Origin of the sequence: Mucilaginibacter sp. RCC_168, from assembly GCF_041355315.1 — a bacterium.
Classification (GTDB): domain Bacteria; phylum Bacteroidota; class Bacteroidia; order Sphingobacteriales; family Sphingobacteriaceae; genus Mucilaginibacter.
On the sequence record NZ_JBFUPN010000003.1, the window covers coordinates 239,335 to 265,313 of the forward strand.

Annotated in this window: 31 protein-coding genes; 28 read left to right on the forward strand and 3 right to left on the reverse strand. The window is 45.3% G+C overall.

The window, feature by feature from the left end; genetic code table 11:
• The first annotated feature begins 8 nt into the window (after window positions 1-8).
• From AB6735_RS03850 to AB6735_RS03965, 24 genes are all read left to right on the forward strand, one after another.
• Window positions 9-650 carry a ParA family protein gene (locus tag AB6735_RS03850; protein WP_370994518.1) on the forward strand — a complete coding sequence of 214 codons (642 nt, stop codon included), beginning with the start codon at window positions 9-11 and terminating at the stop codon, window positions 648-650.
• Window positions 634-948 carry a hypothetical protein gene (locus tag AB6735_RS03855; protein WP_370994519.1) on the forward strand — a complete coding sequence of 105 codons (315 nt, stop codon included), beginning with the start codon at window positions 634-636 and terminating at the stop codon, window positions 946-948. The genes AB6735_RS03850 and AB6735_RS03855 overlap by 17 nt, the downstream gene beginning before the upstream one ends.
• Complete coding sequence (locus tag AB6735_RS03860) at window positions 945-1,226, forward strand: hypothetical protein (RefSeq protein WP_370994520.1); 282 nt, start codon at window positions 945-947, stop codon at window positions 1,224-1,226. The genes AB6735_RS03855 and AB6735_RS03860 overlap by 4 nt, the downstream gene beginning before the upstream one ends.
• On the forward strand, window positions 1,223-1,516 hold the full coding sequence (locus tag AB6735_RS03865) for a DUF4134 family protein (RefSeq protein WP_370994521.1): 294 nt from the start codon (window positions 1,223-1,225) through the stop codon (window positions 1,514-1,516). Before AB6735_RS03860 ends, AB6735_RS03865 begins: the two co-directional genes overlap by 4 nt.
• A gap of 141 nt (window positions 1,517-1,657) precedes the next feature.
• A complete protein-coding gene (locus tag AB6735_RS03870; protein WP_370994522.1) occupies window positions 1,658-1,963 on the forward strand; it encodes a DUF4134 domain-containing protein in 306 nt (101 codons plus the stop codon).
• The gene (locus AB6735_RS03875) at window positions 1,963-2,250 is read left to right on the forward strand and encodes a plasmid transfer protein (protein WP_370994523.1); all 288 of its coding nucleotides are present in this window, start codon (window positions 1,963-1,965) and stop codon (window positions 2,248-2,250) included. The genes AB6735_RS03870 and AB6735_RS03875 overlap by 1 nt, the downstream gene beginning before the upstream one ends.
• Entirely contained in the window at window positions 2,228-4,642 is a 2,415-nt protein-coding gene (locus AB6735_RS03880) for a TraG family conjugative transposon ATPase (protein WP_370994524.1), read from the forward strand. The genes AB6735_RS03875 and AB6735_RS03880 overlap by 23 nt, the downstream gene beginning before the upstream one ends.
• Before the next feature lies 1 nt (window position 4,643).
• Window positions 4,644-5,309: a hypothetical protein gene (locus AB6735_RS03885; RefSeq protein WP_370994525.1), complete on the forward strand. Its 666-nt coding sequence runs from the start codon at window positions 4,644-4,646 to the stop codon at window positions 5,307-5,309.
• Window positions 5,306-5,968 (forward strand): hypothetical protein, encoded by a 663-nt coding sequence (locus AB6735_RS03890; protein WP_370994526.1) that lies wholly within the window; start codon window positions 5,306-5,308, stop codon window positions 5,966-5,968. The genes AB6735_RS03885 and AB6735_RS03890 overlap by 4 nt, the downstream gene beginning before the upstream one ends.
• Window positions 5,965-6,624, forward strand: coding sequence for a hypothetical protein (locus tag AB6735_RS03895; protein ID WP_370994527.1), 660 nt, complete (start codon window positions 5,965-5,967; stop codon window positions 6,622-6,624). Before AB6735_RS03890 ends, AB6735_RS03895 begins: the two co-directional genes overlap by 4 nt.
• On the forward strand, window positions 6,621-7,400 hold the full coding sequence (locus AB6735_RS03900; RefSeq protein ID WP_370994528.1) for a hypothetical protein: 780 nt from the start codon (window positions 6,621-6,623) through the stop codon (window positions 7,398-7,400). Before AB6735_RS03895 ends, AB6735_RS03900 begins: the two co-directional genes overlap by 4 nt.
• The gene (locus tag AB6735_RS03905; protein WP_370994529.1) at window positions 7,397-8,551 is read left to right on the forward strand and encodes a plasmid transfer protein; all 1,155 of its coding nucleotides are present in this window, start codon (window positions 7,397-7,399) and stop codon (window positions 8,549-8,551) included. The genes AB6735_RS03900 and AB6735_RS03905 overlap by 4 nt, the downstream gene beginning before the upstream one ends.
• A gap of 64 nt (window positions 8,552-8,615) precedes the next feature.
• Entirely contained in the window at window positions 8,616-9,230 is a 615-nt protein-coding gene (gene traK, locus AB6735_RS03910) for a conjugative transposon protein TraK (RefSeq protein WP_370994530.1), read from the forward strand.
• On the forward strand, window positions 9,208-9,618 hold the full coding sequence (locus AB6735_RS03915) for a hypothetical protein (protein ID WP_370994531.1): 411 nt from the start codon (window positions 9,208-9,210) through the stop codon (window positions 9,616-9,618). The genes traK and AB6735_RS03915 overlap by 23 nt, the downstream gene beginning before the upstream one ends.
• A gap of 4 nt (window positions 9,619-9,622) precedes the next feature.
• On the forward strand, window positions 9,623-10,768 hold the full coding sequence (gene traM / locus AB6735_RS03920) for a conjugative transposon protein TraM (RefSeq protein WP_370994532.1): 1,146 nt from the start codon (window positions 9,623-9,625) through the stop codon (window positions 10,766-10,768).
• Window position 10,769: 1 nt separating this feature from the next.
• The gene (locus AB6735_RS03925; protein WP_370994533.1) at window positions 10,770-11,567 is read left to right on the forward strand and encodes a DUF4138 domain-containing protein; all 798 of its coding nucleotides are present in this window, start codon (window positions 10,770-10,772) and stop codon (window positions 11,565-11,567) included.
• Window positions 11,568-11,587: 20 nt separating this feature from the next.
• On the forward strand, window positions 11,588-13,561 hold the full coding sequence (locus tag AB6735_RS03930; RefSeq protein WP_370994534.1) for a type IV secretory system conjugative DNA transfer family protein: 1,974 nt from the start codon (window positions 11,588-11,590) through the stop codon (window positions 13,559-13,561).
• Window positions 13,562-13,582: 21 nt separating this feature from the next.
• On the forward strand, window positions 13,583-13,993 hold the full coding sequence (locus tag AB6735_RS03935) for a hypothetical protein (protein WP_370994535.1): 411 nt from the start codon (window positions 13,583-13,585) through the stop codon (window positions 13,991-13,993).
• Window positions 13,990-14,427 (forward strand): M23 family metallopeptidase, encoded by a 438-nt coding sequence (locus AB6735_RS03940; protein ID WP_370994536.1) that lies wholly within the window; start codon window positions 13,990-13,992, stop codon window positions 14,425-14,427. The genes AB6735_RS03935 and AB6735_RS03940 overlap by 4 nt, the downstream gene beginning before the upstream one ends.
• A complete protein-coding gene (locus tag AB6735_RS03945) occupies window positions 14,411-15,619 on the forward strand; it encodes an ArdC family protein (RefSeq protein ID WP_370994537.1) in 1,209 nt (402 codons plus the stop codon). Before AB6735_RS03940 ends, AB6735_RS03945 begins: the two co-directional genes overlap by 17 nt.
• Window position 15,620: 1 nt before the next feature.
• On the forward strand, window positions 15,621-16,397 hold the full coding sequence (locus AB6735_RS03950) for a DUF4099 domain-containing protein (RefSeq protein WP_370994538.1): 777 nt from the start codon (window positions 15,621-15,623) through the stop codon (window positions 16,395-16,397).
• Window positions 16,397-16,990, forward strand: a complete 594-nt coding sequence (locus AB6735_RS03955) for a hypothetical protein (RefSeq protein WP_370994539.1) — start codon at window positions 16,397-16,399, stop codon at window positions 16,988-16,990. The genes AB6735_RS03950 and AB6735_RS03955 overlap by 1 nt, the downstream gene beginning before the upstream one ends.
• Window positions 16,974-17,432 (forward strand): PH domain-containing protein, encoded by a 459-nt coding sequence (locus AB6735_RS03960; RefSeq protein ID WP_370994540.1) that lies wholly within the window; start codon window positions 16,974-16,976, stop codon window positions 17,430-17,432. The genes AB6735_RS03955 and AB6735_RS03960 overlap by 17 nt, the downstream gene beginning before the upstream one ends.
• A 147-nt stretch (window positions 17,433-17,579) precedes the next feature.
• The gene (locus AB6735_RS03965; protein ID WP_370994541.1) at window positions 17,580-17,885 is read left to right on the forward strand and encodes a hypothetical protein; all 306 of its coding nucleotides are present in this window, start codon (window positions 17,580-17,582) and stop codon (window positions 17,883-17,885) included.
• A 118-nt stretch (window positions 17,886-18,003) separates the two neighbouring features.
• On the opposite strand, the gene AB6735_RS03970 is transcribed toward AB6735_RS03965, so the two are convergent.
• The 3 genes from AB6735_RS03970 to AB6735_RS03980 all read right to left on the reverse strand — a co-directional run bounded on the left by AB6735_RS03970 (window position 18,004) and on the right by AB6735_RS03980 (window position 20,136).
• Window positions 18,004-18,837, reverse strand: coding sequence for an NAD-dependent epimerase/dehydratase family protein (locus tag AB6735_RS03970; RefSeq protein ID WP_370994542.1), 834 nt, complete (start codon window positions 18,835-18,837; stop codon window positions 18,004-18,006).
• A gap of 63 nt (window positions 18,838-18,900) precedes the next feature.
• Window positions 18,901-19,752 carry a helix-turn-helix domain-containing protein gene (locus AB6735_RS03975; protein ID WP_370994543.1) on the reverse strand — a complete coding sequence of 284 codons (852 nt, stop codon included), beginning with the start codon at window positions 19,750-19,752 and terminating at the stop codon, window positions 18,901-18,903.
• Between the two features lie 114 nt (window positions 19,753-19,866).
• On the reverse strand, window positions 19,867-20,136 hold the full coding sequence (locus AB6735_RS03980) for a hypothetical protein (protein WP_370994544.1): 270 nt from the start codon (window positions 20,134-20,136) through the stop codon (window positions 19,867-19,869).
• Between the two features lie 88 nt (window positions 20,137-20,224).
• Here AB6735_RS03980 and AB6735_RS03985 point away from each other — a divergent pair, with 88 nt between their 5' ends.
• From AB6735_RS03985 to AB6735_RS04000, 4 genes are read left to right on the forward strand one after another with little or no spacing between them, the layout of a single operon-like run.
• Window positions 20,225-20,530, forward strand: a complete 306-nt coding sequence (locus AB6735_RS03985; RefSeq protein WP_370994545.1) for a hypothetical protein — start codon at window positions 20,225-20,227, stop codon at window positions 20,528-20,530.
• A gap of 6 nt (window positions 20,531-20,536) precedes the next feature.
• Complete coding sequence (locus AB6735_RS03990) at window positions 20,537-21,271, forward strand: ImuA family protein (protein ID WP_370994546.1); 735 nt, start codon at window positions 20,537-20,539, stop codon at window positions 21,269-21,271.
• A complete protein-coding gene (locus AB6735_RS03995; RefSeq protein ID WP_370994547.1) occupies window positions 21,264-22,766 on the forward strand; it encodes a DNA polymerase Y family protein in 1,503 nt (500 codons plus the stop codon). The genes AB6735_RS03990 and AB6735_RS03995 overlap by 8 nt, the downstream gene beginning before the upstream one ends.
• Window positions 22,763-25,975, forward strand: coding sequence for an error-prone DNA polymerase (locus AB6735_RS04000; protein WP_370994548.1), 3,213 nt, complete (start codon window positions 22,763-22,765; stop codon window positions 25,973-25,975). The genes AB6735_RS03995 and AB6735_RS04000 overlap by 4 nt, the downstream gene beginning before the upstream one ends.
• The last annotated feature ends 4 nt before the right edge of the window (window positions 25,976-25,979 follow it).

Consider the following 25,979-nt stretch of genomic DNA (forward strand, 5'->3'; position numbering starts at 1 on the left):
ATAAAATCATGCTCATCATTATTGGAAATCAAAAAGGCGGGGCGGGCAAAAGCACCACTACCCTCAGCCTGGCCAACTATCTGACTTCGGCAAAGAAATGCCCCGTCACCGTTATTGATATGGACTACCAACAGTCCGTATATCAGAAATACGAAAAAGCAAAAATCCTGGAGAATAAAGAACCTTATGAAGTACTCTCCGCAACGCTTGAATCATTTCCGGTATTGAAGGAAGTACTCATCAAGAACAACCGAGATGTGGTATTGGTTGATCTGCCTGGCAAACTTGATGACGATGGTTTATTAGCTGTTTTTACCGCAGCCGATCTTTTTATCTGCCCGTTCGCCTATGATGAATTTACATTCGAATCAACCGTGTTATTCACCTTGGTGCTTAGGAAAGTAAATCCTAAAATAAAAATGGTGTTCATCCCCAACCGGATCAAGGCCAACGCGAAATTCGAAATTATGGAAGAGGTCAATGCACAACTCTCCAAGTTCGGTCATATTACAGAAATCTTGCCGGATCGTGTTGATTTTCAACGCATCAACACTTTTCAAACCCCCATTTCACTGTACCCCGTAATTATTCCGGTTTTTGAAAAAATTTATGCTGATCATCTATATGGAAAACATGAAATCGCTGGCTGACCAGCTTCGGCAGGAGCTCATCAAACCGACCGATAAACAGGGTAAAAAAGTGCGTAAGGCCGAAAAGAAATTTGAGGCAGCGATACTGGATGCTATTCTTGCGTTTGATACCAGTATCAATAAAAGCATGGTACACGTGCGTTTTGATGAGAAAACCGTGCGTACGATGAACCAATTTAAAATGGCCACCAGTGTTGATGTGTCAAAATTGGTAGCCTTCGCAGTAAAACATTTGCTCGAAACCCAACCCGAAATAAAAACAATCATTAAACACTTTATTCAAAACAACGATTTATGAACTGGATTAAATTTATCCTATGGCTTGGCGGTTTATATACCGTCTACTATCTGATCCTTATTGCATGGGATCATCATCGAAGTAAACGGGTTGCCGAAAACGATGACATCCACGAGCTATCCTTTAGTGAACAGGTAGACGCGGTATCGCTTACACCTGAATTATCAAGCGCCGACATCGCTTCTTCCATGTACGCCAGCGGCGGCGTATCACTCAAAAACATGTTTAGTCTCTGCCGTGATGAAGCGGTAGATTATATTAAACAGGTGAGTTTTTGAGAAAAACCCTCTTAGTTCTGGCTTGTTGCATTGCCGCCTGTTCAGTCTCGGCCCAGCCGGGAATTGCAGAAATGCAACAGGCTCAACAGGACTTAAAAGCTACATTTTTTTCAGCTTTTGATTTGTCCCTGATCGTTGCCGGGCTTTTTGGTATCATCGGTGGGCTGCGCGTATACAAAAACGCGCAAATGGGTAAAGAAAGATTCACGGCGGATGTCGCCGCCTGGTTTTTTGCTGCCCTTTTTATGACGCTTGCAGGGGTTTTTCTCCGCGCCATCTTCGGCATATAACCGCAATCGTCATCAATTTCATCCATCTTCCTGGATGTACTCCTAGGGCGTATTTCGTGATCTGAACGCCTGTAACATACCCGGCCATTTTCCCCATCTGGCCTTAAAAGATCTCCGCTTCGATTTTTTTTCTCCCATTTAATGTTTAACAAAACAAAAAAACTGTGGGCATCAGCCGTGCTGGTCGCTCTTACTGTGCCTGTATTCGCACAAAGTGGTGTAAATGGTTTAAACACAGCCACCTCAACACTCAAAACTTATGTTGCTCCGGTAACGAACATCACACTCGTAATTGGTGGCATCGTTGGCATTGTCGGTGCAATCCGCGTCTACTCCAAATGGAATTCCGGCGATCAGGACATCAATAAAGAATTGATGGGCTGGGGCGGAAGCTGTGTTTTCCTTGTCGTTTCCGCACTGGTCATCAAAGCTTTCTTCGGATTGTAATGGCCAGGAAATTTGCTGTTTATAAGGGGCTGCAGAAGCCCCTTGTTTTCAAAGGCTTCAAAGGCAAATTTATCTACTGGGGCCTTGCGTCTTTACTCACCGGGCTGGTTGCAGGCGCTTTGGTTATGTCACTAATCAATATGTGGCTGGGAGCGTTTGTCCTGGTCGGGTGCATAACCGGCGGTTTAATCTATACCGCCTCCCGCCAAAAACATGGGCTTCATACCAAAAGCCGAAATACCAACATTTTAATCCTGAATCATTATGTCCGCAAAAAACTTGTTTAATATCCCGTATGCCGGGGTAAATAGGGACGGCAGCTTTGATTTACTCATCGGTTTAACGGGCGAATTTTCGGTAGTCATCGAAATCAATAACCCGGTTACCCGCTATTCTGCCGACCCCTCGGGTTATGAAGAATATCATCACCTCCTGATTAACATAGTCAAGATCCTGGGCGAGGGTCACTTGCTTCAGAAGCACGATATCATCTGCCGTTATCGTTATCATGCAAATGAGGCCAAGGAATATTTGCAGCACCATTACAATGCACATTTTGAAGGCAGGGAATGCCTGACTGTTAAGACCTACCTGACAATTACCAAGCAGGTCAAAAGAGGGGCCTTTTATATTTATGATGCAAAAGGCATGCGTGATTTTTTGCAGGCTATTGGTAAAGTATTGGATGTACTGCCATCCGCGCGGGTATTGGATGAAGCCGCTATCAACCAACTGGTACTTCAAATGCTTAGCATGAATTTTAGCGCAGGCCAGATCAGTTTAAATAACCTGTCACCTACAGAAACGGAAGTAAACCTTGGTAGCCGGGCTGTTCGCTGCATCAGCCTGATCAATATAGATAGTATAGACCTTCCGCCCGATGTTTCGACGCATATAGAATTAAACGACAAGGAAACTACACGTGGTTTTCCTGTTGATTTTTTGTCTTTCCTTTTTAAAATACCGGCTTGCGACGCGGTGGTATATAACCAGGTTATCGAAATTCCGAACCAGGTCATGACGTTGCGGAAGCTGGAACAAAAGAAAAAACGCCATGCCGGTATCCCTGACCCCGGCAATCAGCTTTGTGTAGAGGATATCGATTTGCTGCTAACCGATGTCGCCAGGGAAAATCAGCTATTAGTTAATGCGCATTTCAATATCATGGTTTGCGCACCAAAGGAAACCTTACATAAGGCTTCCAACTTTGTGGAAAGCTCGCTCTTTCAGTTGGGCATTATTCCAAGTAAAAATGCCTATAACCAGTTAGAGCTTTTTCGTACGGCATTACCGGGAAATGGGGGAGAACTTAAAGTTTATGATTGGTTCCTTACCACCTGTGATGCAGCGATGTGCTTCTTTTTTAAGGAGTCGTTACCAAAAGATGAACCGTCTGATTTCCTGTTGCGGTTTACCGACAGGCAGGGCATACCTATAGGCATAGACCCCGCTGATCTTCCAATGCGGATCGGCCGCATCAATAATCGCAACAAGTTTGTTTTAGGCCCCAGCGGCTCCGGAAAGAGCTTCTTTATGAATGCGCTGATCGAGCAATATATGTTGTATAACATGGATGTAGTGATCGTTGATACCGGGCATTCTTATTCCGGCCTTTGCGCTTATTACAAGGGCAAATACATCACCTACACAGATACCTCGCCGATCACCATGAACCCCTTTAAGATGACCGAGAACGAATACAACATCGAGAAAAAGGATTTTTTATGCACTCTTATTGGCGTGGCGTGGAAAGGCGCTGAAGGTATACTCACTCCGGTTGAGCGGGATGTCATTGCCAACGTTATCTCCGCTTATTACGCCGCGAACTTTCAGATAAACGGGGAGTTGAAATTTGACACTTTCTACGATTTTGCCTTACAAAAGATTCCGGAAATTAAGCAGGAAGAAAAGATCGTTTTTGATTTCGATGAGCTCAGATACGTACTTAAAAAGTTTTATAGGGGCGGTGAATTTGCCACGATGCTAAATAAGGAAACCGATAAAAGCCTCTTTACGGAGCGGTTCATTGTCTACGAAATTGACTCGATTAAGGAGCATAAAATTTTGTTTCCACTCGTTACGCTGACGATTATGGATGTCTTCATCCAGAAGATGCGATACCGCTCGGATCGCAGAAAAACGCTGATTGTCGAGGAAGCGTGGAAGGCTATAGCCAGCCCATTAATGGCGGGTTATTTATTGTATTTGTATAAAACGGTTCGTAAATTTTGGGGTGAGGCTATTGTAGTTACCCAGGAGTTGGGCGACATCATTGGTAACAGCGTTGTCAAAGATAGCATCATCAATAATTCTGATACGATTTGCCTGCTTGATCAAACAAAGTTTCGGGACAATTACAATGAGATCGCGGCATTGCTGGCCATCAGCGAAACGGAACGCCGGAAGATCTTTACCATTAATCAACTGGATAATACTGTAAATCGAGGTCGCTTTAAAGAGGTCTATATCCGTCGTGGTGCTACCGGCGAGGTTTATGGAGTGGAAGTTTCTTTACATCAATATCTAACCTATACAACCGAAAAGCCGGAGAAATCAGCCGTGGAAAAGTACATCGAAAGGTATGGCAGCTACGCCGAAGGCCTTGATGCGTTTGTAAACGACTTTCAGCTCAGCGGTAAATCGCTGCCGGCATTTATCACCCATGTAAATCAATCTTAATATGAAAAAATTAATTACAACCATGCTCAGTTGCTTGCTGTTTGCAACAGGATGGGCGCAGGAAATAGTTGTTGATCCCGCAGTTTCCGGAGCAATTGCCGTGAGTGCCTCCACGATCAACGGGCAACTCAATACCACCAATAATAAGCTCGACCTTATTCAAAAAGGGCAGTTGGCGGTTTCCAGCCAATTACTGGTGGTCAACAACCTCCAAAACAAAATTTATCAGGGGCTAAGCCAGGTTGCTTCGATTATCAGCAACCTTACTACCATCAAGGAAATCGCGGAATGTGGGGTTGATATCGTAACCGATGTCCAAAGCTCTGTAAAACTGGCGCAGTCGAATCCTGTATTACTGCTATTTGCCGAACAGGGGGCACGTGATTTTCAGACGCGTGCTACTGCACTCGCGGCTGATGTGAGTGCCTTTGTCCTTAAAGGAGGTACAAATAATCTCATGGATTCCGGCGAACGCGGAAAATTACTGAACCATATCGCTACCGAAATGCGCATTTTGCGCGGTATCGCTTACGGTATGAACCGCGCAATGTACTGGGCGAAAATAGATGGTATTTTCCGCTCCCTTAATCCCTGGGCTGAGTGGCAAAATCAGGATGTGAGAATTGCCAACGATGTATTAACCAACGCTAAATACCTGAAACCATGAAAAAACTGATTTTCCTCGTTGTATTTTCCGGGTTGAAGTTCGCTGTATTTGCCCAGCAAAAAACATTGGATATCGTTGGCATTCACCAACTGGTATCAGAATCCCAGTCTGAGAACAAATTACAGATAAGCGCCAGGAATAGACAGGCGACGGTAAGCGCCAACGAACAGGCGAACCTGACCTTGCTCTCAAAAGTAAAAGCGACCTACCGGGAACTACAACAACGGTATAACACGCTGGGAACGGCCATCAATCTGGCGGATATTGGTATTTATGCGAGCCCGATGGTTAGCCGGATCCTAAGTAACGAGGCACAAATTATTCAATTAACACAGAAGAACCCGGCTTTATTGACTATTGGTTATCAATCGGAATTGCAATTCGCCGTACAGGCAAAAGACCTGATTGGTTACGTTACCGGGCTTACTTTATCCTTGGGCGACATAAACCAGATGAAGGCTTCGGATCGGAAAATGCTTTTCGATTATGTGATCTCGGAACTAAGCAATATTCAAAACCTTTCTGGCAACATGTTAGGCATGATGCAATATTCCAACCTCGCGTCGCTGCTGAAAGCCGCCAATCCCTTTCAAAATTTTATCGATGTCGATATCAACATTGGAAAGGACATCATTCAAAACGCAAAATTTCTCAAATGACAAGGTGGGTATTTTGCCTGCTGCTATACAGTGGTATGGCACAGGCCCAGCAATATGTGGTCGATCCATGGCATTTTGCTGCAGTGGCAGAAAATGCCGCGGTCAGGAGCAGTGCTGAAGCTACGCATGATCAATACCTCGGCAAGATCAACAACAATATAACGGATCTCAATACTAACGTTGGCTCGGTGGTTTTGGCCCAGACGATTATTTACAGGTCTTTATCAAACGTAAATTCTGCGTTGAAGGATGGGCTGGCCGTAAAGAACATGGCTGTGATTATTGCCGATATTACAAGCTATGTGCAACAAGCGCTCTTACTTGCCAGATCAGACCCTGCACTTTTATTGGTAGCTAACGGTATTACTTCACGGATGCGGACACGTGCCAACATGCTTTTAAGTGATGTTTCAGGCTACATTCTCAAAGATGGCGATAACGTTTTGGCCAATTACAGCGCGCGGGACGAACTCCTGCATAAGGTTACCCAGCAATTACAGATCCTTGACGGGCTTGCCTATGGCGCATGGCGCGCAATGTATTGGGCAAAAGAACGCGGGATTATCAGCTCGCTCAACCCGTTCGCCGGCTTTATCAATCAGGACAAAACTTTTGTCAACCAGATTATTCAAAACGCAAAATATTTAAGACAATGAAAAGTATTATTTTATTGCCGCTGCTCATTTTACATTGGGCCAGCCACTGCTATGCGCAATCCGTTGTGCAGGATCAAAGCATCAGGTATCAGCAGGAACGCATGGTTTACCTGCAATGGGATCAGAATAAATTTATGCCGAAAGCGGGTTTTCTCAGCCTTAACCCGTATTACTGGCTGACCTGGGGGCTTTTTTATCCCAGTTATCATAAAACAGATTTGCGGCCGCTAAGTGCATCCGGGCCACAAACACAGCGGCTGGCTTTAGTAGGCGCATTAAACACAACCGATAATAAGTACAAACTGCAATCGGATACGGTTAGAAATACAGCAATTTCTGAGATTGCTAATCAATCGGGTTTGGTTAGTGATGCAGACCCCTTGTGGTTGCTTTATTATAAAGGCCAACTTTCACCCGTGATCAATAACTCCCCGGCCTCCATTCTCGCCGGACTTTCGCCGCAGGTTTCGGGAAAGCTGATGTCCGAAGGGCTTTATAGCTGGTATAAAAACGAACTGGATATGCTCAAACAGCGGGTCGATGCTGCCCATTCTACGGATATGGATCGTGGCGCGCGAATTCTGGCTTATCACAGGTACCTCATGGAATACCGGCGACTATCCGGTGTTTGGGCGATCAGAACTGCCTCGGCGCAATCGACGCTCAATTTGGCTGCGCAGCAACAGCGCATAAAAAATAACCAAGTTGATGTACCGGACTGGACGCCACATGCAGATATCGATATCGCAAACAAAGTATTACAACATGTGCAATGAAAAAGACGATCACCACATTTTTACTGCTGTGCCTGATGGCACCGGCAGTATTTGCTCAAACCGCCAACACGGACAATACGAAGACTCTGGAATTTCTACAGGGAGATGGGGTTTACGATTATGGGGTCATGTATTTCCTTAAGGGTTTAAAAGACTCTGTGTGGACACATTTTGATTTATTCATTAATGATGCTAAAGCCCTGTCTGCCATATTTATGATCATTTTTTTTGCTATAAAGAGTTACGAAATGATGGTTGGCGATAAGCAATTGGAAATTATGCCCCTGATGAGGCCCTTTGGTTTGGCCATGGTCATTCTTTGGTGGGGTACGTTTGTTAAAGTGATCGCTTTTCCAACAGATGTTGTAACTACTCAGACCGAGCAGATGTTTAACAGCGAGCAAACCACGGTGAACAACCTCCGTATTAATCGCGCTAATTTGATGTTGGCAGTCGCGAACTCCTTATACACTTATGAGGCACAAACACAAGTGGCAGAAAAAGAGAGTGATACTTGGTATGGTCAGGCTTGGGATTCGGTAACCAGCACGGTAAAACAGGGAATTAGCAGCGTAGTATCGCCGTTGTTAGAATTAAAAAACAGACTACAAGTTGGTTTGCAATTGCTCTTCACGCAAATGCTGGAGTTAATTGGTATTTGGATATTAAGAATTGCAGTGTATGTTATCTTTATGATCCAAATCATTTACTCTACCATTTTGATCATCCTTGGGCCGTTTGCTGTGGCTGTCAGTATTCTTCCCGCATTTCGTGATAGTTTTAGCACCTGGATAGCCCGTTTCGTTTCCGTAAATCTCTATAGCGGCATTGCCTATCTTATCATGTATCTCACAGGATTAATGCAGGAATTCGCAATGACGTCTGAGATTAGCAAGTACAAAGAACTTGTCGGTGAAAAAGGTTTAGACGCTAATCTAGAGAAGATGGCAGTATTTGCTGGTAACGGGGTATTGTCGTTTGGTACCGTGATTATCGTATTTATCATCGGTGCAATCTGCATGTTCACCGTTCCTAGTATCTCTACCTGGATTATTTCTACCTCGGGCATCAGTTCCGCCACATCCACATTTGGCAGGAGCGCAGGCACCGTGTTGGGTGTTGCGCGCCGGGCCTCCGGCAGCTTTATTTAAACCACATTTTATTAACCCAAAAGACTGCTTTGAAAAAAGGCGGCCTTTCTTATTGCCATACACGATGATCATAAAAAACATTGAAGCCAAGATCAGGCTGGCGACGGTCATTGCCGTAGGGAGCCTGGTGACATCATTAATTATTGTTGGTATGAACTGCTTGTACGCATATCGGATGGTTTCGAATGCACAAAAGAGCATCTATATACTGGATAACAGTATTCCCATATTGGCCCGCCAAACCGATATTCAAATGAACCGGCCTGCCGAATACCGTGCCCATGTCGACCTTTTTCACTCCCTGTTTTTCTCGCTTACGCCGGATGATAATTATATGGAATACCAGATGAAAAAGGCCATGTATCTGGTGGACGAATCTGGGATGCAACAATATAATAACCTGAAGGAAAACGGATTTTTTAACTCTATTTTATCTTCAAGTTCAGTGCTGACCCTTCAAACAGATTCTATCACACTGGATATGGCAAAGAGGTACTTCAGGTATTACGGCAGGCTAAAAATAGACCGGCGCAGCTCCACCGTTATCCGCTCCCTGGTGACCGAAGGATATCTGAAAGATATACCGCGCAGCGATAATAACCCACACGGTGTACTGATCACCAATTGGAAGACACTGGAAAATAAAGACTTGCAAGATGTGGAGAAAAATACATTCTAACCGCGATCCCAAGGATACGCTGTATTCCGAAATCTACAGGGAATTTGGAACTTATTTTAACACTGCAGGGCAGGTTTTAAAAAAAATCTTAGATGCTCACCCCAAAATATTCTTAGGATTGATGATCTTCTTAATGGTTTCGTCGGCGGCACTTTCTTTCACCGTATTCAGACATCCGGATTCGGAAACAAAAATAGTACAGGTGGAAAAACGGGTTAATCCGGTTGGCGATGGCTTTTCCAAAATACTTCAAACCGCAAATAAAATTAAAGAGGGTATGCGCCTTAAAAAAGTGGTTGATAGCCTAAGCTCCAGGGAAAAACTTTCTTCCGCAGATAGTACTGCACTTGAAAACGCACTTGACAGTCTGCAACAATTACAACACTAAAAACATGAAAATTAATTTTAAACAACCCAAGTATATTGCTCCGTTGGTGTTGCTGCCATTTTTCTGCCTGTTTTATTATGCATGGCACAGCAGCTTTGATAAACCTAAACAGGACAATGCCCCGAAAGTGGGGTTAAACGCGAGCGTAGGTAATGTATCATCTGACGTTCGCAAGCGGCAGCTCACCGATAAGTTGGATGCTTTTCGGGATACCTACAAAGAGGCTGATGGTATGTCAGCGGTGGCTATACTGCCCAAAGAATCAACCAGTAACCCGGCTTATCATAATGATTATTCTGATCAGCAGAAAAGGATGCTGGATTCCATTGCTGCAAAAGCAAAACTGCATGAAACAGCAATGGCCGGTATGAACAGCGAAAAGCAACTGGCAAAAATTGTAGCCGCGAGGACTTATTCACCACCAAAAAGTCCACCTGCAACAGAAGTGCACGATAAAGATCCCATGGAGATCTTTAAACAGCAGATGACGATTATGGACAGTATCAATAAAGCCAATGACCCCGCTTATAAAGCCGAAAAGCAAAAGCGGGACGCTGCCGATAAAATAGGAAAAGACAAGGCTTCGCAAATCAAGTTTACCGTAGTAAAGGCGGATCAGCCGTCTGAAGATTTCAATACGGTATTGCCGGAAAAACGAAAGGACTTCATCAGTGCCGTTATTGATGAAAACATCACTGGCTACGCGGGCTCCCGGCTAAGGCTCAAATTGCTGGAGGACATCAAAGCGGGAGATATCCTGATCTCAAAAGGCACTTACCTGTTCGCACAGATCAGCGGTTTTTCAGAACAAAGGGTGACACTATCCATCTCGTCGATTCTTTTTGAGAGCAAGATTCTGCCTGTAAAACTAGAACTATATGATCTTGATGGCATGCCCGGTTTATATGTGCCATCATCCTCGTTTAGGGAGTTCACCAAGGATCTCGGCAGCAACACTGTACAGGGCGTTACCATCGATGGTAACTCTAACGGGAGCCAATTTTTGATGAGCTCGGTCGATAAGATCTTTCAATCCACATCTTCAGCGATAGCCGATCTGATCAGGAAAAACAAGGCTAAGCTCAAATACAACTCCTATATCTATCTCATCGATTCCGATGCATTACAAAACGCTCAAAAAAAATATTAAGATGAAAAACCTATTCTCCTACTTGATCCTGTTTGTAGCTGCATATGCACATGCCCAGGAAAAATTGCCGGTTGTTTATTTACCGGAAAATCTCACTATTCACTTTATCTCACCGGAACCCATACAGTACGTGGACATATCAGACAAAAACCTGGTTGGCGATTTACCGCTTAAAAACGTGTTGCGCATCAAGCTGAAAGACTCCCTGAAGACTTTTCAGGGATCGGTTATTACCATTGCAGGTGAAAAGTTTATCGCACAATACAAATTATTGCCCGGCTATGCCGGGGTTCTGACAGAGATCAATATTCTTCCGCCAGATACAAAACCTTTGGATATTTCAGGTATTGGCCTCTCACAAAATCAGCTGAAACTACTTTGCCTGAAACTCTATACCAGCGGTGCCGAGAAAAGGTTGGATAAAGTCAAAGCCTTTGGTTTAAAAGGCGAGGTTAACCATATTGCTACTTTAGGCGACTATATATTCCTGGACATTGCATTCCGGAACAAAACCAATCTTAAATATGATATCGAAGATTTTCGGTTTAAGATTGATGACAAAAAAGTCACCAAAGCAACCAATGTCCAATCCGTAGAGATCAGCCCGCTGTTTGTACTTTCCGGTTCGCAGTCATTTTCAAAATATTACCGCAACGTTTTTGTATTCAAAAAAATGTCTTTTCCGGGTAACAAAGTCCTGCATGCAGAACTTAGTGAAAAGCAACTTTCTGGCAGAATAGTTGCATTAACCATCCAATACAAAGACCTATTGGAGGCCGACGCGCTTAACATGGATTAATCGATAACTGAAATACCGTTATGGAAGAAACCCGTGAGCAGCAGAAGTTGCATGGGTTTATGCAAACTGCTATATATCTGTCGGTACTACTTGAAGTAGTCATCTTTGTTTATCTCAAAGCCCCGTTCTGGGGCTTTTTTTATGCCCCGCTTGAAAAAATTTCACGGGTCGTTATTTACAGCAATCTCGCCTATAGCAAGCTTACAACACTAACGCTGATGTGCCTCGTGAGCATCGGCACGCTGGCGAGGAAGGAAATAGATCTTAACCCTAAAAAACATATCGTTTACCCGTTAAGCCTTGGCCTGTTATTGTTTTTTGGCAGCATTATTTTCGAGGGGCGTGCGTCATTACTGGCTTTCGCATACACTTCTTGGTATAACCTGACCTATATCGTTTTTTCATTTATCGGTGCACTGATGACCAGTCTGGCAATGGATAACATATCCAAGCTCATCAAATCAGGTTTGGGTAAGGATCAATGGAACACCGAGGCAGAAAGCTTTATGCAACCGGTCACAAAACTCGAGACACCATATTCAGTGAATATTCCCATGCTTTTTTACCACAAAGGGAAGGTAAGGAATGGTTGGATAAACATTGTCAACGTGTTTCGCGGCACCATTGTCATCGGCACCCCAGGTTCGGGTAAGTCTTTTTCAGTAGTGAATCCCTTTATCCGGCAGCTAATTGCAAAGGAATTTACCGTCTGTCTGTATGATTTCAAATACCCTGATCTCGGACACATCGTTTATTACCATTACCTTTTAAACAAACAACAGGGAAAACTCAAAGGATTTACTTTCCACGTCCTGAACCTAAACGAGGTTGAGAAAAGCAGGCGCATCAATCCCTGGAGGGCTGACTATATTAAATCCCTCGCAGATGCAGCGGAAACTGCCGAAGCATTAGTGGAAGCGCTTAAGAAAGGGGATCGCTCGGGCGGCAGCGACCAGTTTTTCACGCAATCGGCCATTAATTTCCTCGCGTCGTGTATTTACTTTTTAAGTAAGCACGCAGGAGGTACGCTTTCCAGTTTTCCGCACGTGCTAGCCTTACTAAATCGATCTTACGAGGAGATTTTTAACGCCCTGGTATCTGAACAGGAATTAAAGTCCCTTTTATCGCCATTCATGAGCGCCTATCACGCCAAGGCTTTTGATCAGTTGGAGGGCCAGGTGGGTACGCTGAAGATATTTATCAGCAGGCTGGCGACGAAAGAAACCTTTTGGGTGTTTTCAGGGGATGATTTTGATCTAAAGATATCTGCCAAGGAAAATCCCGGCGTTTTGGTATTGGCCAATGATCCGAATACACAAAACATCAACTCAGCCTGCTATTCGATCATTACCAACCGTCTGACCAAACTAATCAATACCAAAGGCAACCTGCCATCGGCACTGATCGTGGATGAGGTGCCTACTTTATTCCTGCATAAAGTCGAAAACCTGATCGCAACTGCCAGAAGTAATAAGGTAGCTGTGCTTATGGGCTTGCAGGAATTACCGCAGTTCAGCCAGCAATATGGGAAAGACACCGCCGCTACCATTACAGCCGTAATAGGAAATGTTTTATCAGGTTCGGTTCGCAACAAGGAAACCCTGGAGTGGCTGGAACGCCTTTTCGGCAAATCCAAACAACTCGGGGAGGGGCTTTCTATCGACAGAAATAAAACTTCAACTTCTCTTAATGAGAAGCTGGAAGCGCTCATACCGGCAGGGAAAATCGCTTCATTAAATGCCGGAGAAATGGTTGGCGTTATTGCCGCGGATGCTCGCGAGGTCTATACCGGAAAGTTTGAAACCTCTGCGGTCAACTGCCGCGTCTCCCTTGACCTCAAAGAAATTGCGAAGGAGGAAAGAGCTTATCGACCACTGCCTGTCTACTACGATTTCGGTGATAAGAAGGATGAAATACTCCGGCAGAATTTCGCACGAATAAGCCTGGAAATTCAAGAGATGGTCACTCAGTTCCGCCCGCCACCCGCATCATAAAATTCATTAAATCAAAAAATTATGAATAATCAAAACCTAAACGGTACGCTCGTGCTTGTGCGACCGGATTTAACCGTCGACCCTGCAAACGGCCAGGGAAAAGTTGCGATCGTAACCTATGACCGTGAGCAATCGAAAGAAATATATGTGGCCTTTAATAATGGTAAAGAGGGCATATATCCGCCAGAATTCTTATTGAAGCTCAAAGACAAGAAAGCCATATTGGATGACCTGATGGCTAACGGTTCAGCAATGCCTCTGGATAACTTCAAGGATCTATACAAGATCAGCATGCTTTTAGACCGGGGTACCAGCACCGCCCAATGGCAGGCACTTGAAATTGCCGGGCAAAATCCAGCCATATGGGATAAATCCATACAACCGGTAAAAGAAGCTGAAAAACAGGTGCTTGATAAAGCATATACCCGATGAAAACGATCATCGCCGTATATATCGTTTGCTTGCCACTAAAATCGCTGACCGTTACTTCTCCGTTTGGTTACCGAATTCACCCGCTTACGGGCAGGATGGAATATCATAACGGTGTTGATCTAAGGGCTAATCATGACACGGTTTATGCGGTGCTTAACGGGGTAGTCCGGTCAGTACGCGCTGATGTTGCTTTTGGCACGGCCATCAGCTTAGATCATGGGGAGGTTACCACGATATACGGTCATTTATATAAACCACTGGTGAGACCGAGGGATTCAGTAAGCGCAGGCCAGTCCATAGCTATTAGCGGCGCAACAGGTCAAGTTACAGCAGCACATCTGCATTTCAGCGTCCGCTACCGGAGATGCTATCTCAACCCATTGAATTTTTTATACGAAATATTTAAAACTACAAATCATGAGCAAAAATTTTAAACCGCTGCATGAGCAAATTGCTAATAAGCTCATCGCAGAATTGAAGGAGGGCACATCGCCATTTCAAAAACCATGGAACGATTCAGATGCTCCGGCATTTACTATTCCTGTTAACCCTACTACTAACAAAAATTATCGGGGTATGAATGCCCTATGGCTTTCCATGCAGGGTTACCAGGATCCCCGCTGGATGACTTTAAAGCAGGCAGACTATGCCGGTTTTACGGTAGAAAAAGGTGCTAAAGCAACATTGATCAACTTTGTCAAAACATCTAACATGGAAGCCATGCGGGATGTGAATGGCGATAAGATCAAAGATGAGAACGGTCAAACCCAAACGCGTGTAACCGCTTTGGAAAAGCCGATCATCACCAATGCCTGGGTGTTCAACGCCGAGCAGATCAACGGTGTACCCCCTTTAGCCGATTACCTCGCTCAACACCGCGCGGAGCAAAAATGGACGCCTATAGAACGGGCAGAAAGTTTGCTGGCAGCCAGCCAGGCCAATATCAATCACGGTGGAAACGAGGCTTATTACAGCAAAGCGAAAGATGTGATACAGTTGCCTTTTAAAGAGCAATTTGATAATGAAACTAAATACTATGCCGTGGCATTACATGAGCTCGGCCATTGGTCGGGTCATGAAAGCCGTTTAAACCGGCCGATGGAAGGACGATTTGGCTCTGAGCAATATGCGCGTGAAGAATTGCGTGCGGAAATTGCATCCCTGATGATTGGCAGCGAATTAAACATCGGGCACAACTTCGGCCAGCACGCGGCTTATGTGAATAGCTGGGTCAAGATATTAAAAGACGAACCTTTTGAACTGTTTCGCGCCTCTGCGGACGCCCAAAAAATATACGACTTCGTGCTTGATCTTGGTGAAAAACGCGATTTAAAGCAGGAGAATAAAGCTCCACAAGATAACGTGGTTGCAGAAAAGGGCGGGGAGGCCACAACCTTAGCCAAAGGCGATGAAATCGCCTATAACAACAATGTTTACAAGGTGCTTGACATCAAAGGTAAAACCTTTAAAATGGAGGACATCGAAGGCAATAAGTTTAACCTGAAACAAACGGACGGTATTTTTAAATCGCTTGTCAATGCAAAAAATAACCCTGCCGAGCAGCAATTGGTAGCAGAGGAAGCTGCCGAGGAAGTAAGTGTATCACGAAATAAAATAGGCAGATAAAATGGATGTTATTCATTATAACGAAAAGATGCTCCCGATCCAGGATTTGGAGACCATCGGACTTGCTGCGGGTGGTCAGCTGCTGCTAAATGTAGATGATTTGAAGGCGCTGCTCTCCGGCAGACGGACTGGTTTGATGCAGTTGCAAAACCTGGAAGCCGAGAACATTAAGATTAAGTCAATGGATGCCAAAGTTTCTTTGAAACCGGACGAGAATGGTAAAATCAATTTGCTGATACACCCCGTTTACAAAAAGCCCACGACACCTTCCTTTCTGGATGATAACGAGGCTCAAAAGCTGGAGAAGGGAGAAGTTGCCAATTATCTGAAAACTACTACTGACGACAAGGGCAACAAAAAGGAGCTATTGGTGGAATATGACGCGGAAACACGGGAATTTATCGTTTCGGACACCGAAAAGATCCTGGCACCGGATATGGTTAACCTGCAATTTTTGACCGCTGCGCAAAAGGAGAATTACCGCAGGGGTAAAGAGGTTACTTTACCGGATAAAACCACTTTTGGTTTTTCGGCTACTGATACCCATGGCATACGGGCAAATAAACTGGCACTGGTTGCTTCCATACTGATAGACGGCGGATTGACTTATGTGATTTATAAAGGCTTGAACATGTTATTCAACCAAAAACGGAATGAGGTCGACGCCGCTAAGTTAAGCCCTGGCTATTATCATGCGGTCCAGGATGCAATGGAGCAGCAAAACGGTCATGTGCCGAATCAAATTAGCCGTACTTACACCCGTGGCGGCTCTCGCTGATGAATGGTTATTTAACAAAACTTGGCGTTCCTCCAAAAATTCAGCAATTCTTTGCTGTGGAGGAACCCATTTTTGATTTCGGCAATGAAAGCGAATACTTTAGGGAAACCTTACACCGCGTGCCGGTAACCAACAACTTGTGGACGGCTGGTGATCTTTTTGCTAGACAAGTGATCATTACTTTTTCCGCTATGGAAGCCATTGCCTTACTTACGCTCAACCAAGCGAACTTTCCAAATTATAAGGAATTGCTTTTTATTGCCACCGGGGCGAGGGTGGGAGATGGCCAGCTCAAATGGATAAAAAAAAATCTTAAAGGCCGGCAGTTCACTTTGGCATTTGGCAATGAATTGATCGGCAGGGTAACTGACATTAAGGTTGCCGCAGCAATCAGGGACAAATCCGTAAAGCTGTCCTTTCAGGAAGGTCATGTTATTGCCTGGCTGAAAGAAAAAAAAATAGTTTTCGAAGAGGATAAATTAAGCTTACATGCTTTTGAAACCGCCTTCGGCGTTCGCACCATGATCCGCACCTGTAAACCACTTAATCAACTTACTTTTTTAGATGAATTAAAATATGACACATCAAGATGATATTCTGCTTAAGCCATCCGTGCTTTTTGCTTTCTTAAAAATACTGCCACTGCTGGCACTGGCCTTAACATTTCTCTTTTTAGCCTGGAAGCTTTCTCCATATTTCATCGTCTTTGGAATAGGCGTTGCCGGATTTGCCTGGTACCGGGTGTTGTTTCTTAGGAATTGCGAATATCTGATCGGTAGAGAATACATCAGGATCAGCCGTGGCATCTTTTTCAAACGCATCGATCAGGTCGAGATGTACAGGGTCAAGGATTACATCATTACGCAATCTTTTGTGCTCCAAGTTTTCCGTCTGATGGATGTTACGCTGAAAAGCACCGATCCTGAAAATCCGGTAATATGGTTACGGGGGATACCCTTATCAAATATTATAGAAACGATACGGGAAAGGGTTCAGGAAGCGAGGAAAGTGAATAAAATACTTGAATTGAATTAGGATTTTTTTTGATGTCACATTTTTTAAAAATTTGGTACTTTATCTTTATTCAAGCGACTAAGTTGTGACCAGTTTACCACGATAAAAATGTCAAAATATTTGATTTAAGCTAACATTATTAGTAACTTTAAGATCATTTACAATACCATGAGAGCTATAGTACGAAACTTTTTATTGGCCTGTCTAATCTCCACTTTTGCGTTTTTCGGCATGTTGGGAGCGAGCAATGCTCATCAAAAATTGGATAGTAAATTACCAGCCAAAGAACAAGCGATGAAAAAAGCTGAGGTTAGAAAAGAAACATTTACCTTATTTGGTGTTGTGGCCTTAACTTGGGTGTTATGTTTTTGGCGTTGTGGGGTAATTAACCGCAGAAGGGAAGAACAACGGTTTTATGAACAGCGGTTTAATGAATACATGAGAAGCACTGCTTTTCAGCGTCAGTATCATTGATATACTTCTTACTATTTTATATTTTGCGCTTTCTAAAGTGGATTGCTTAATCCGCTTTATTGTGATAAGGTTTAGGTTGAAGCCCCCTGGCAGCGAGTGCGAGGGGGCTTTCATTTTCCTATAAAATATCTAAATCTCTGGCTACATAAAAACTCGGCACCAAGGGCCTGAAACCAATTTTTCTAAGTTTCTCCGAATTGATAATGCCATCGAACGGGTCGTCGAGTGGCCCCTCGACATGATCAAATATCTCCTTTGCCTTCCCCACCGATTCTGCCAGTTCATAAAGCGTGATAGGCGCGTCATCCACGATATTGAATATTTCCCCATTAAGACCATCTTGCTGCAATAATAAAATTAACCCTTGCGCGACATCCAGATGATGGACCATGTGCATCCTGGAACCTGAGTGGCGTCCCCAGTTTTTCAATATTGGCATGATTTCCGCGATATGTGGATCCTCATCGCCATAAACAAAGCCCAAACGAAGTACGCGCAGGTCCAGGTCCATTTTCAGTAAAGCTTGCTCAGCTGCAATCTTGCTGGACGCATACGCTCTGGGATCATTAATGTCAACGATATCATCCTCCTTTGCCGGATGTCCGTAACCGGAACTGTAGACGTTGCTCGTGCTGACAAATATAAAACGTTTAACGCCTGCTGCTTCGGCAGCCTGCGCCAAGGCCACAGTACCGGTATGATTGGTTTTAACGATGCCTTCGTTGTCCGTAAACGTTCGGAATAAAGCGGCTAAATGAATAACGGCGTCCATACCTTTTACTGCGGCTGGTAACGTATCCGGGTCATAAAGATCGCCGACCACCGCTTTTGCTCCCGGTAATGCTTTGGACGCATCCCGTACTAATATGGTAACGTCATAGCCTTTGGCGATCAGGCGGGGGACAAACCTGCTCCCGACCTTTCCTGTTGCTCCTGTAACTAAAATTTTCATAAACCAAAGTTCGACGTATTTGTCGATCAGGATACTTTACAATCAAACCAATAACTATGATTATCAAACTTTCCTAAAAGAATTGGGTGTAGTTCCGGTAATCCGCTTAAAATAATTATTGAAATAAGCCGGGTAGTCGAACCCCAATGCATATGCGATATCCGCTACGCTCCAGTCTGTATGCTTCAAAAGTGCTTTTGCTTCCGCCGTAATACGGGCGGCCAGATGTGTAGACGTCGGTTTGCCCGTTACCTCTTTTACGGCGCGGTTCAAATAATTAACATGAACGGCCAGGCTCGTCGCATAGTCTTGTGGATTCCGAAGTTTGAGCGGGTCATTGCTTCGTTCGATTGGAAATTGCCTTTCCAGCAGGTCAATAAACTGGTGCGCGATGCGGCTTGTGCCATTTAGAAAAGCCTTAGTTCGTTGCGGCGGTTGTATCTCCAATGCTTCGTGAAGAATTAGAGCGATGCAGCTTTTAATCATATCCGCTTTATGAGGGTAGTCGCCGTTGTATGCCGTTAGCATTTTCATGAAAATACTTCCTATAAAGGATGCTTCATCTTCGTTCAGGGGAATAACCGGATTATCCCCAACGCGGAATAGGGGGGACTCCTGCAATTCACGGGTATTAATAAAGCTTTCGGTAAAAATGCAGGCGTACCCGCTTGTGCGGTTCACACGCCGAACAATGGAATGAGCTACTTTTGGATTCACAAAAAAGAGGACGGTGCCTTTGATTTCTACCATTTGACCGCCATAGTCGATTGTCATATCACCGTTTACTAGTCCCATTTTATAAAAATCACGCCGGCCCGTTCTAGCCGGAGCATCTACTGACGGAGATAATTGATGTACTTTAAAGCCCTTGAGTTTTGATTCATCCCAACTCAATCCGGGAATCCCTGTTTCCATTTGCCAAAGTTAACAAAATCAAACCTTTTATCGTTTGGCTGGTTGTCCGCTCTTTTGTTGCCTGGCTAATGACAGCGACCTAGCCAGTATCCTCAAACAAACTTAATTGCTCGCTCAAGCATCCTTGATGGTTTTCAATAGTTCGTCCATTTCTTTCTCATAGCCGGCGATGAAACCGGCAACCTCTTCCTGTTCAGCAACGGACAATAGTTCACCTTCATAAATCCAAAAACCATTTACGTCAAATAAAATACAGCCCAATTCAATCTCATCCATAGGATCATACAAGCGGTAGCGCTCGCCTTCATCCGGAAAAATTCGCACCCATCTTTCAGTTGATATTTTAAACGTTTTAGGAATATTCGGGGTGATCTTGTTTCTCATAAAAACAAAAGTGGAAAAAAAATGTAAAAAAGGTAGTAATAATGCTAAAAATATTAGCATAACTTTATAGTCCCAAATTTGAATGATTATGGTGCCATTTGATCTTCTTATCGAATTAAACAATATCCCTGTCAGCCTGCAAGTTGAACAATTGGATTATCTCGCTGACGAACACGGGAGTATGCACTATGATGTGCGGATAAACCTGCGGCAAGCAGTGGTTTTAGTCAATATTGAGGACGACCCTAAGCATCCGGACTTTAGTTTTGAGGCAATACAGGCTATTGAAGAAGATTTTACAGGAGAAGAATTATTGGTCATCGTTCAGGCAATATATGACCATAATCATCGGGTAAGTTTGCCACTGAACCAGTTGCCATTATTTAAAAATTGATGTCCCATGATAACCACAAAACAAGAAATCATCGCACGCCTTCGCAGTGACATTGCTGCCTGGGAAGGTTTTCGCCCCCCACAAACAGGCGAAAGTAGCAATTTTGGGCTGGGGCCGATTGAAAGTGCCTTTCCGAATGGAATCTTTCCGACTGGTGTCCTGCATGAGTTTATCAGCACGCGCCCTGAATTTACGGCAGCTATCGGCGGCTTTATAGCCGGGATCATGCAGACGTTATTGGAAAAGGGTGGGGTGTGCATTTGGGTGAGCTATACCCGGCGAATTTACCCGCCCGCACTCAAACGCTTTGGTGTTAATCCCGACCGTATAATTTTTGTTGATGTGGTCCGGGAAAAAGATGTGCTATGGGCAACCGAAGAAGCGCTGAAATGTAGCGGGATAGCCGCCGTTATTTGTGAAACACGTCTACTTAGCTTTATGGAGTCCAGACGGTTGCAACTGGCTATTGAACAGAGCGAAGTCACAGGATTTATCTTGCGCAAAGATGTCAAGAGGGAGAACACCACTGCATGCTGCGCACGCTGGACGGTCAAGCCGCTCCGTAGTAAACTTAGGCCCGGTATGCCCGGTGTTGGCCATCCTCGCTGGCAGGTGGACTTGCTTAAAGTGAAAAACGGGCAGCCAGGCTCGTGGACGTTGGAATGGAAGAACAATGCTTTTCAATATCTGCAACCGCAAACAGAAATTTCACAATCAAATCCGAAACGACGCTATGCCTAAGCGCTTTGTGTCCATATGGTTCCAGTACTTACTGACCGACCGCGAGGCTATTCGCCAAAAGTCGCTCCGGGAAGTGCCTGTTGCGTTTACTGAGCCTGATCATGGCAGACTGCTTATCACCGCCATGAATATCCATGCGACAAACTGCGGTGTCAAACCGGGGATGACAGCGGCAGATGCTCGTGTGGTCGCACCGGGTATTCAGCTACTTGAAACTAAACCGGGACGCAATGTTAAATTACTAAAAGGGCTGGCCGAATGGTGTTTGCGTTACACGCCGCTTGTGATGATTGATCCGCCCGACGGTTTGCTGCTGGATGTGACCGGTTGTACGCATCTTAAAGGTGGCGAAAGTGAATTCCTTAAAGACATGGTCGGACGTTTGCGAGCCCTTGGTTATAACATCCGTCCGGGCATCGCTGATACCATCGGCTGCGCCTGGGCAGTTGCACGTTGCGCGGAATCGGGACTAATCGTGCCGCCGGGTGGCCAACGTAATGCGCTGATGCCACTGCCACCATCTTCGTTAAGGCTTGGCATGGATTTGCTCCTTAAACTGAATCAATTGGGTTTTTATGATGTCGCCAGTTTTATCCACCTCCCCAAATCCGTGCTCAAGCGGCGTTTCGGGGGTAATATGATCCTGCGGCTTTATCAAGCCCTTGGCCAGGAAGCCGAATTTCTATTACCCTTGAAAGAGCCAGTGCCCTATACGGAACGCCTGGCTTGTCTCGAACCAATACGTACGCGCGATGCCATCGAACATGGCGCACATACAGTAATCGACCGGCTTTGCAAAAGACTGTATGGCGAAGGCTTAGGCTTGCGTGCAGCTATCTTAACTTATTGTCGTATTGATGGTAAATCAGGTCAGTTAGTTATTGGTACCAATCATCCCAGCCAGCGTACAGAACATATCTTTAAACTGTTCGCCCTACAGTTCGATTTGGTGGCACCAGGTCTCGGTATCGAACTGTTTATCCTCGACGCTACAAAAACAGAACCTACCAGTGATAAACAGAACTTGCTTTGGAATGGACAGCCGACACCTGACAGTGCGCAGGTAGCTGAACTGTTGGATAACCTGGCAGCGCGGGTAGGAAAGGATCACATCCATCGCTATTTGCCACAGGAACACCATTGGCCAGAGCGGGTTGCCGGTAACACTACAGACCTAAAGAAAGCACCGGAAAGTGAATGGCAGGACGATAAAATAAGACCGGTTCAATTGCTTGATCCACCCGAGCCTATTGAGGCAATGGCACTTACGCCGGATTACGCGCCAAAGCAATTTATTTATCGTAACGAGCGGCACATTATTGTGAGTGCTGACGGGCCAGAACGGATCAGTCATGAATGGTGGATCGAAGATGGTGGTTACCGGGATTATTACGTCGCCGAGGATGAAGAGGGTATGCGTTACTGGCTATTTGGTACCGCTATCGGTCAACCCGGGCAGACTAGGCGTTGGTTCATTCACGGCTATTTCCCATGAGTTACGCAGAGCTGCAGGTTACCAGCAACTTTAGCTTTCGGCTGGGCGGAAGCCACCCGGAGGAACTCGTCGATACGGCGGCAGATCTCGGCTACACCGCTATTGCGCTCACCGATCGTAATACTTTTGCCGGCGTGGTGCGTGCTTATGTGGTTGCCAAAGATCGCGGCATTAAGTTTATCCCGGCCGTCCGGCTTGACTTGATTGACGGACCGAGCTTATTGGCTTATCCAACTGACCAGGCTGCATATTCACGTTTATCCGGTTTGCTCACTTTAGGCAATCTTCGCGCCGAGAAAGAAAAGTGCTACCTCTATAAAGCGGACGTTTACCAGTATGCGGAAGGCAGCATTTTCGTCATGGTCCCGCCCGATATTATCACCGCTGATTTCGAGCTACCACATAAGTTTAAGAATGACGCGGCTGAATTTCGGAAGAGTATTCAAAATCTTTATATCGCGGCCAGTCGTACGTTTGCTGATGGTGATGCGAAACGCTTGTTTTTACTGTCGGAACTGAATATACCGATGGTTGCGACAAATAACGTTTATTACCATGATCCGTCGCGTCGCGAACTACAGGACGTGCTTACTTGCGTAAAAGCCAAGCGCACTATTTTTGACGCCGGATATTTATTGCATCAAAATGCGGAACGATACCTCAAACCCGTTGAAGAAATGGCGCGGTTGTTCCATACTTATGCCGAAGCCATCGCTAATAGTCAGAAGATCGCAGATGCATGTAACTTCGATCTGAAAAGCCTGCAGTATGAGTACCCGGATGAACTGGTGCCCAATGGCATGACCGCGGACGATTACCTGGCGGAGATCACTTTTAAGGGCGCGCACGAATTTTTCGGACAAACACTGGCACCCAAACTGGAGAAACAATTGCATTTCGAACTAGACTTTGTCAAGCGCCGCGGACATGCTAAATACTTCCTGACGGTGCATGATTATGTTGCCTGGGCACGTTCGCAAAAGATCCTTTGCCAAGGCCGTGGATCAGCTGCTAATTCGGCTATGTGCTATTGCTTGGGAATAACGCCGGTCAACCCGATGAAGTACCGGCTGCTGTTTTCACGCTTCATGTCTGATGACCGCCCGGAACCACCGGATATCGATGTGGATTTCGAGCACGAACGGCGGGAAGAAGTCATGCAGTATGTATTCAACCGATTTGGCCGTGATCGTGCGGCTATCCTTCCTACAGTCACCGTACTGCAGAGCAAAGGTGCGATACAGGATGTCGGCAGGGCGATGGGTTTACAGGTCGATACCGTCAAAAAGCTTTCCAAAGCATTCGAAGAATTGGCTGATGACCATATCGATGAGGAAACGATAATTAAACTGGGACTAAATCCACGTGAACGCCATCTGCTGAAAGTGATCGAATTAACAAGCCAGTTGATCGGATTTCCCCGGCAACTCGGCCAGCATACTGGCGGTTTTGTCATTACGCAAGGTAAACTCAGCGACCTGTGCCCCGTTTTTCATGCCCGGATGATCAACCGCACGAATATTGAATGGAACAAGGACGATATTGACGCGCTTGGATTTATGAAGGTCGACCTGCTTTCTCTCGGGATGCTCACTTGCATCCGCAAAGCTTTCGACCTGGCGAGAAAGCATCATGGTTTGGATCTAACGCTGGCTAACATTCCTCAGGATGATCCCAGGGTTTTTGAAATGGTAACGGAGGCCGATACCATGGGTACCTTCCAAGTCGAAAGCCGCGCGCAGATGGTGATGTCCCCCCAATTGCGACCCAAGAACTTTTATGATCTGGCAATCCAGGTCGCGTTAGTGCGTCCCGGTCCGATACAAGGCGATATGGTACATCCTTATATACGGAGGCGACAGGGGCTGGAAGCCGTTACCTATGAGTCGGATGAGATCAAGGTCATTTTGGAACGCACGCTCGGTATCCCGCTTTTTCAGGAACAAGCGATGGAGCTGGCCATCGTCGCAGCGGGCTTCACACCAACCGAGGCTGACCTGCTTAGAAGGAGCATGGCAACGTTTAAGTTTAACGGGCTGGTTACCAAATTCGAACATAAGCTCATTAGCGGCATGACCTCACGGGGTTACAGCCGGGAATTCGCTGAACGCATTTTTAAACAACTGGAAGGCTTCGGAAGCTATGGTTTTCCCGAAAGTCATGCTATTAGTTTTGCCCATCTCGTGTATGTATCCTGCTGGATCAAATGTTATTATCCCGATGTGTTCGCGGCAGCGATCCTCAATAGTCAGCCTATGGGTTTTTATCAGCCCGCGCAACTGGTTCGCGATGCTGCTAAACATGGCGTACGGTTACACGATATCGATATTAATTATTCAAAATGGGACTATACCCTTGAAGGAAAAGCTGGTAAGTACTGCGCTTTGCGCTTAGGCTTCCGTCAGGTGAAAGGTTTGCGGGAAGAAGACATTCATTTTCTTTCAGCGGCCAGAACCAAAGCTTTTACAAGCATGGAACAGCTTGCAGAAGCCGGCGTCTCGCAGGCCGGAATTGTTCTATTAGCGAAAGCGGATGCTTTTCGTTCCATTGGCCTTGATCGCCGCCAGGCACTTTGGGAAGCGGAAGCGCTCAAAGACCGGCCTATTGGATTGTTCTCAGGTCAGGCATCGAACAGTGCTTTTGAACCGCAATTACAGCTGCCTTTTATGCAGCTTTCAGAACATGTCCTGCAAGATTATGCGACCACCGGGTTATCGATCAAGGCGCACCCAATGAGTTTCCTCCGACCCCAATTGCAAAAGCTTTGGGTTAAGAGTACCAAACAAGTGAAAGAAGCAAAAAATGGGCAATACGTTCGTTTGGCCGGAATTATGTTGTTCTGCCAGCGCCCCGGCACTGCTAAAGGGGTCTGCTTTATCACGCTGGAAGATGAAGAGGATACCTGTAACCTCGTTGTTTTCAAGCAAAATTTCAAGAAATTTGCAAAGGAAATTCTATACTCCGATGTGCTTTGCGTAGAAGGGCGTGTTCAGCAAGAAGGAGAAACTACCCATTTGATCGTAACAAAGTGTTATGACTATTCGCGGCTGGTCGGCCAGCTCAGCCATGATATGGCGGGACAAGCCCGCAAGCTCAAAAACTCAGCGTCAGCGAAGAAGATCGATCCGTATGCCGACGCTTATTTTGAAAATACGTTGAACGCCGAAGATCTACAAAAGCCATTTCCGAAAAGTCGGAATTTCAGATAGAGTG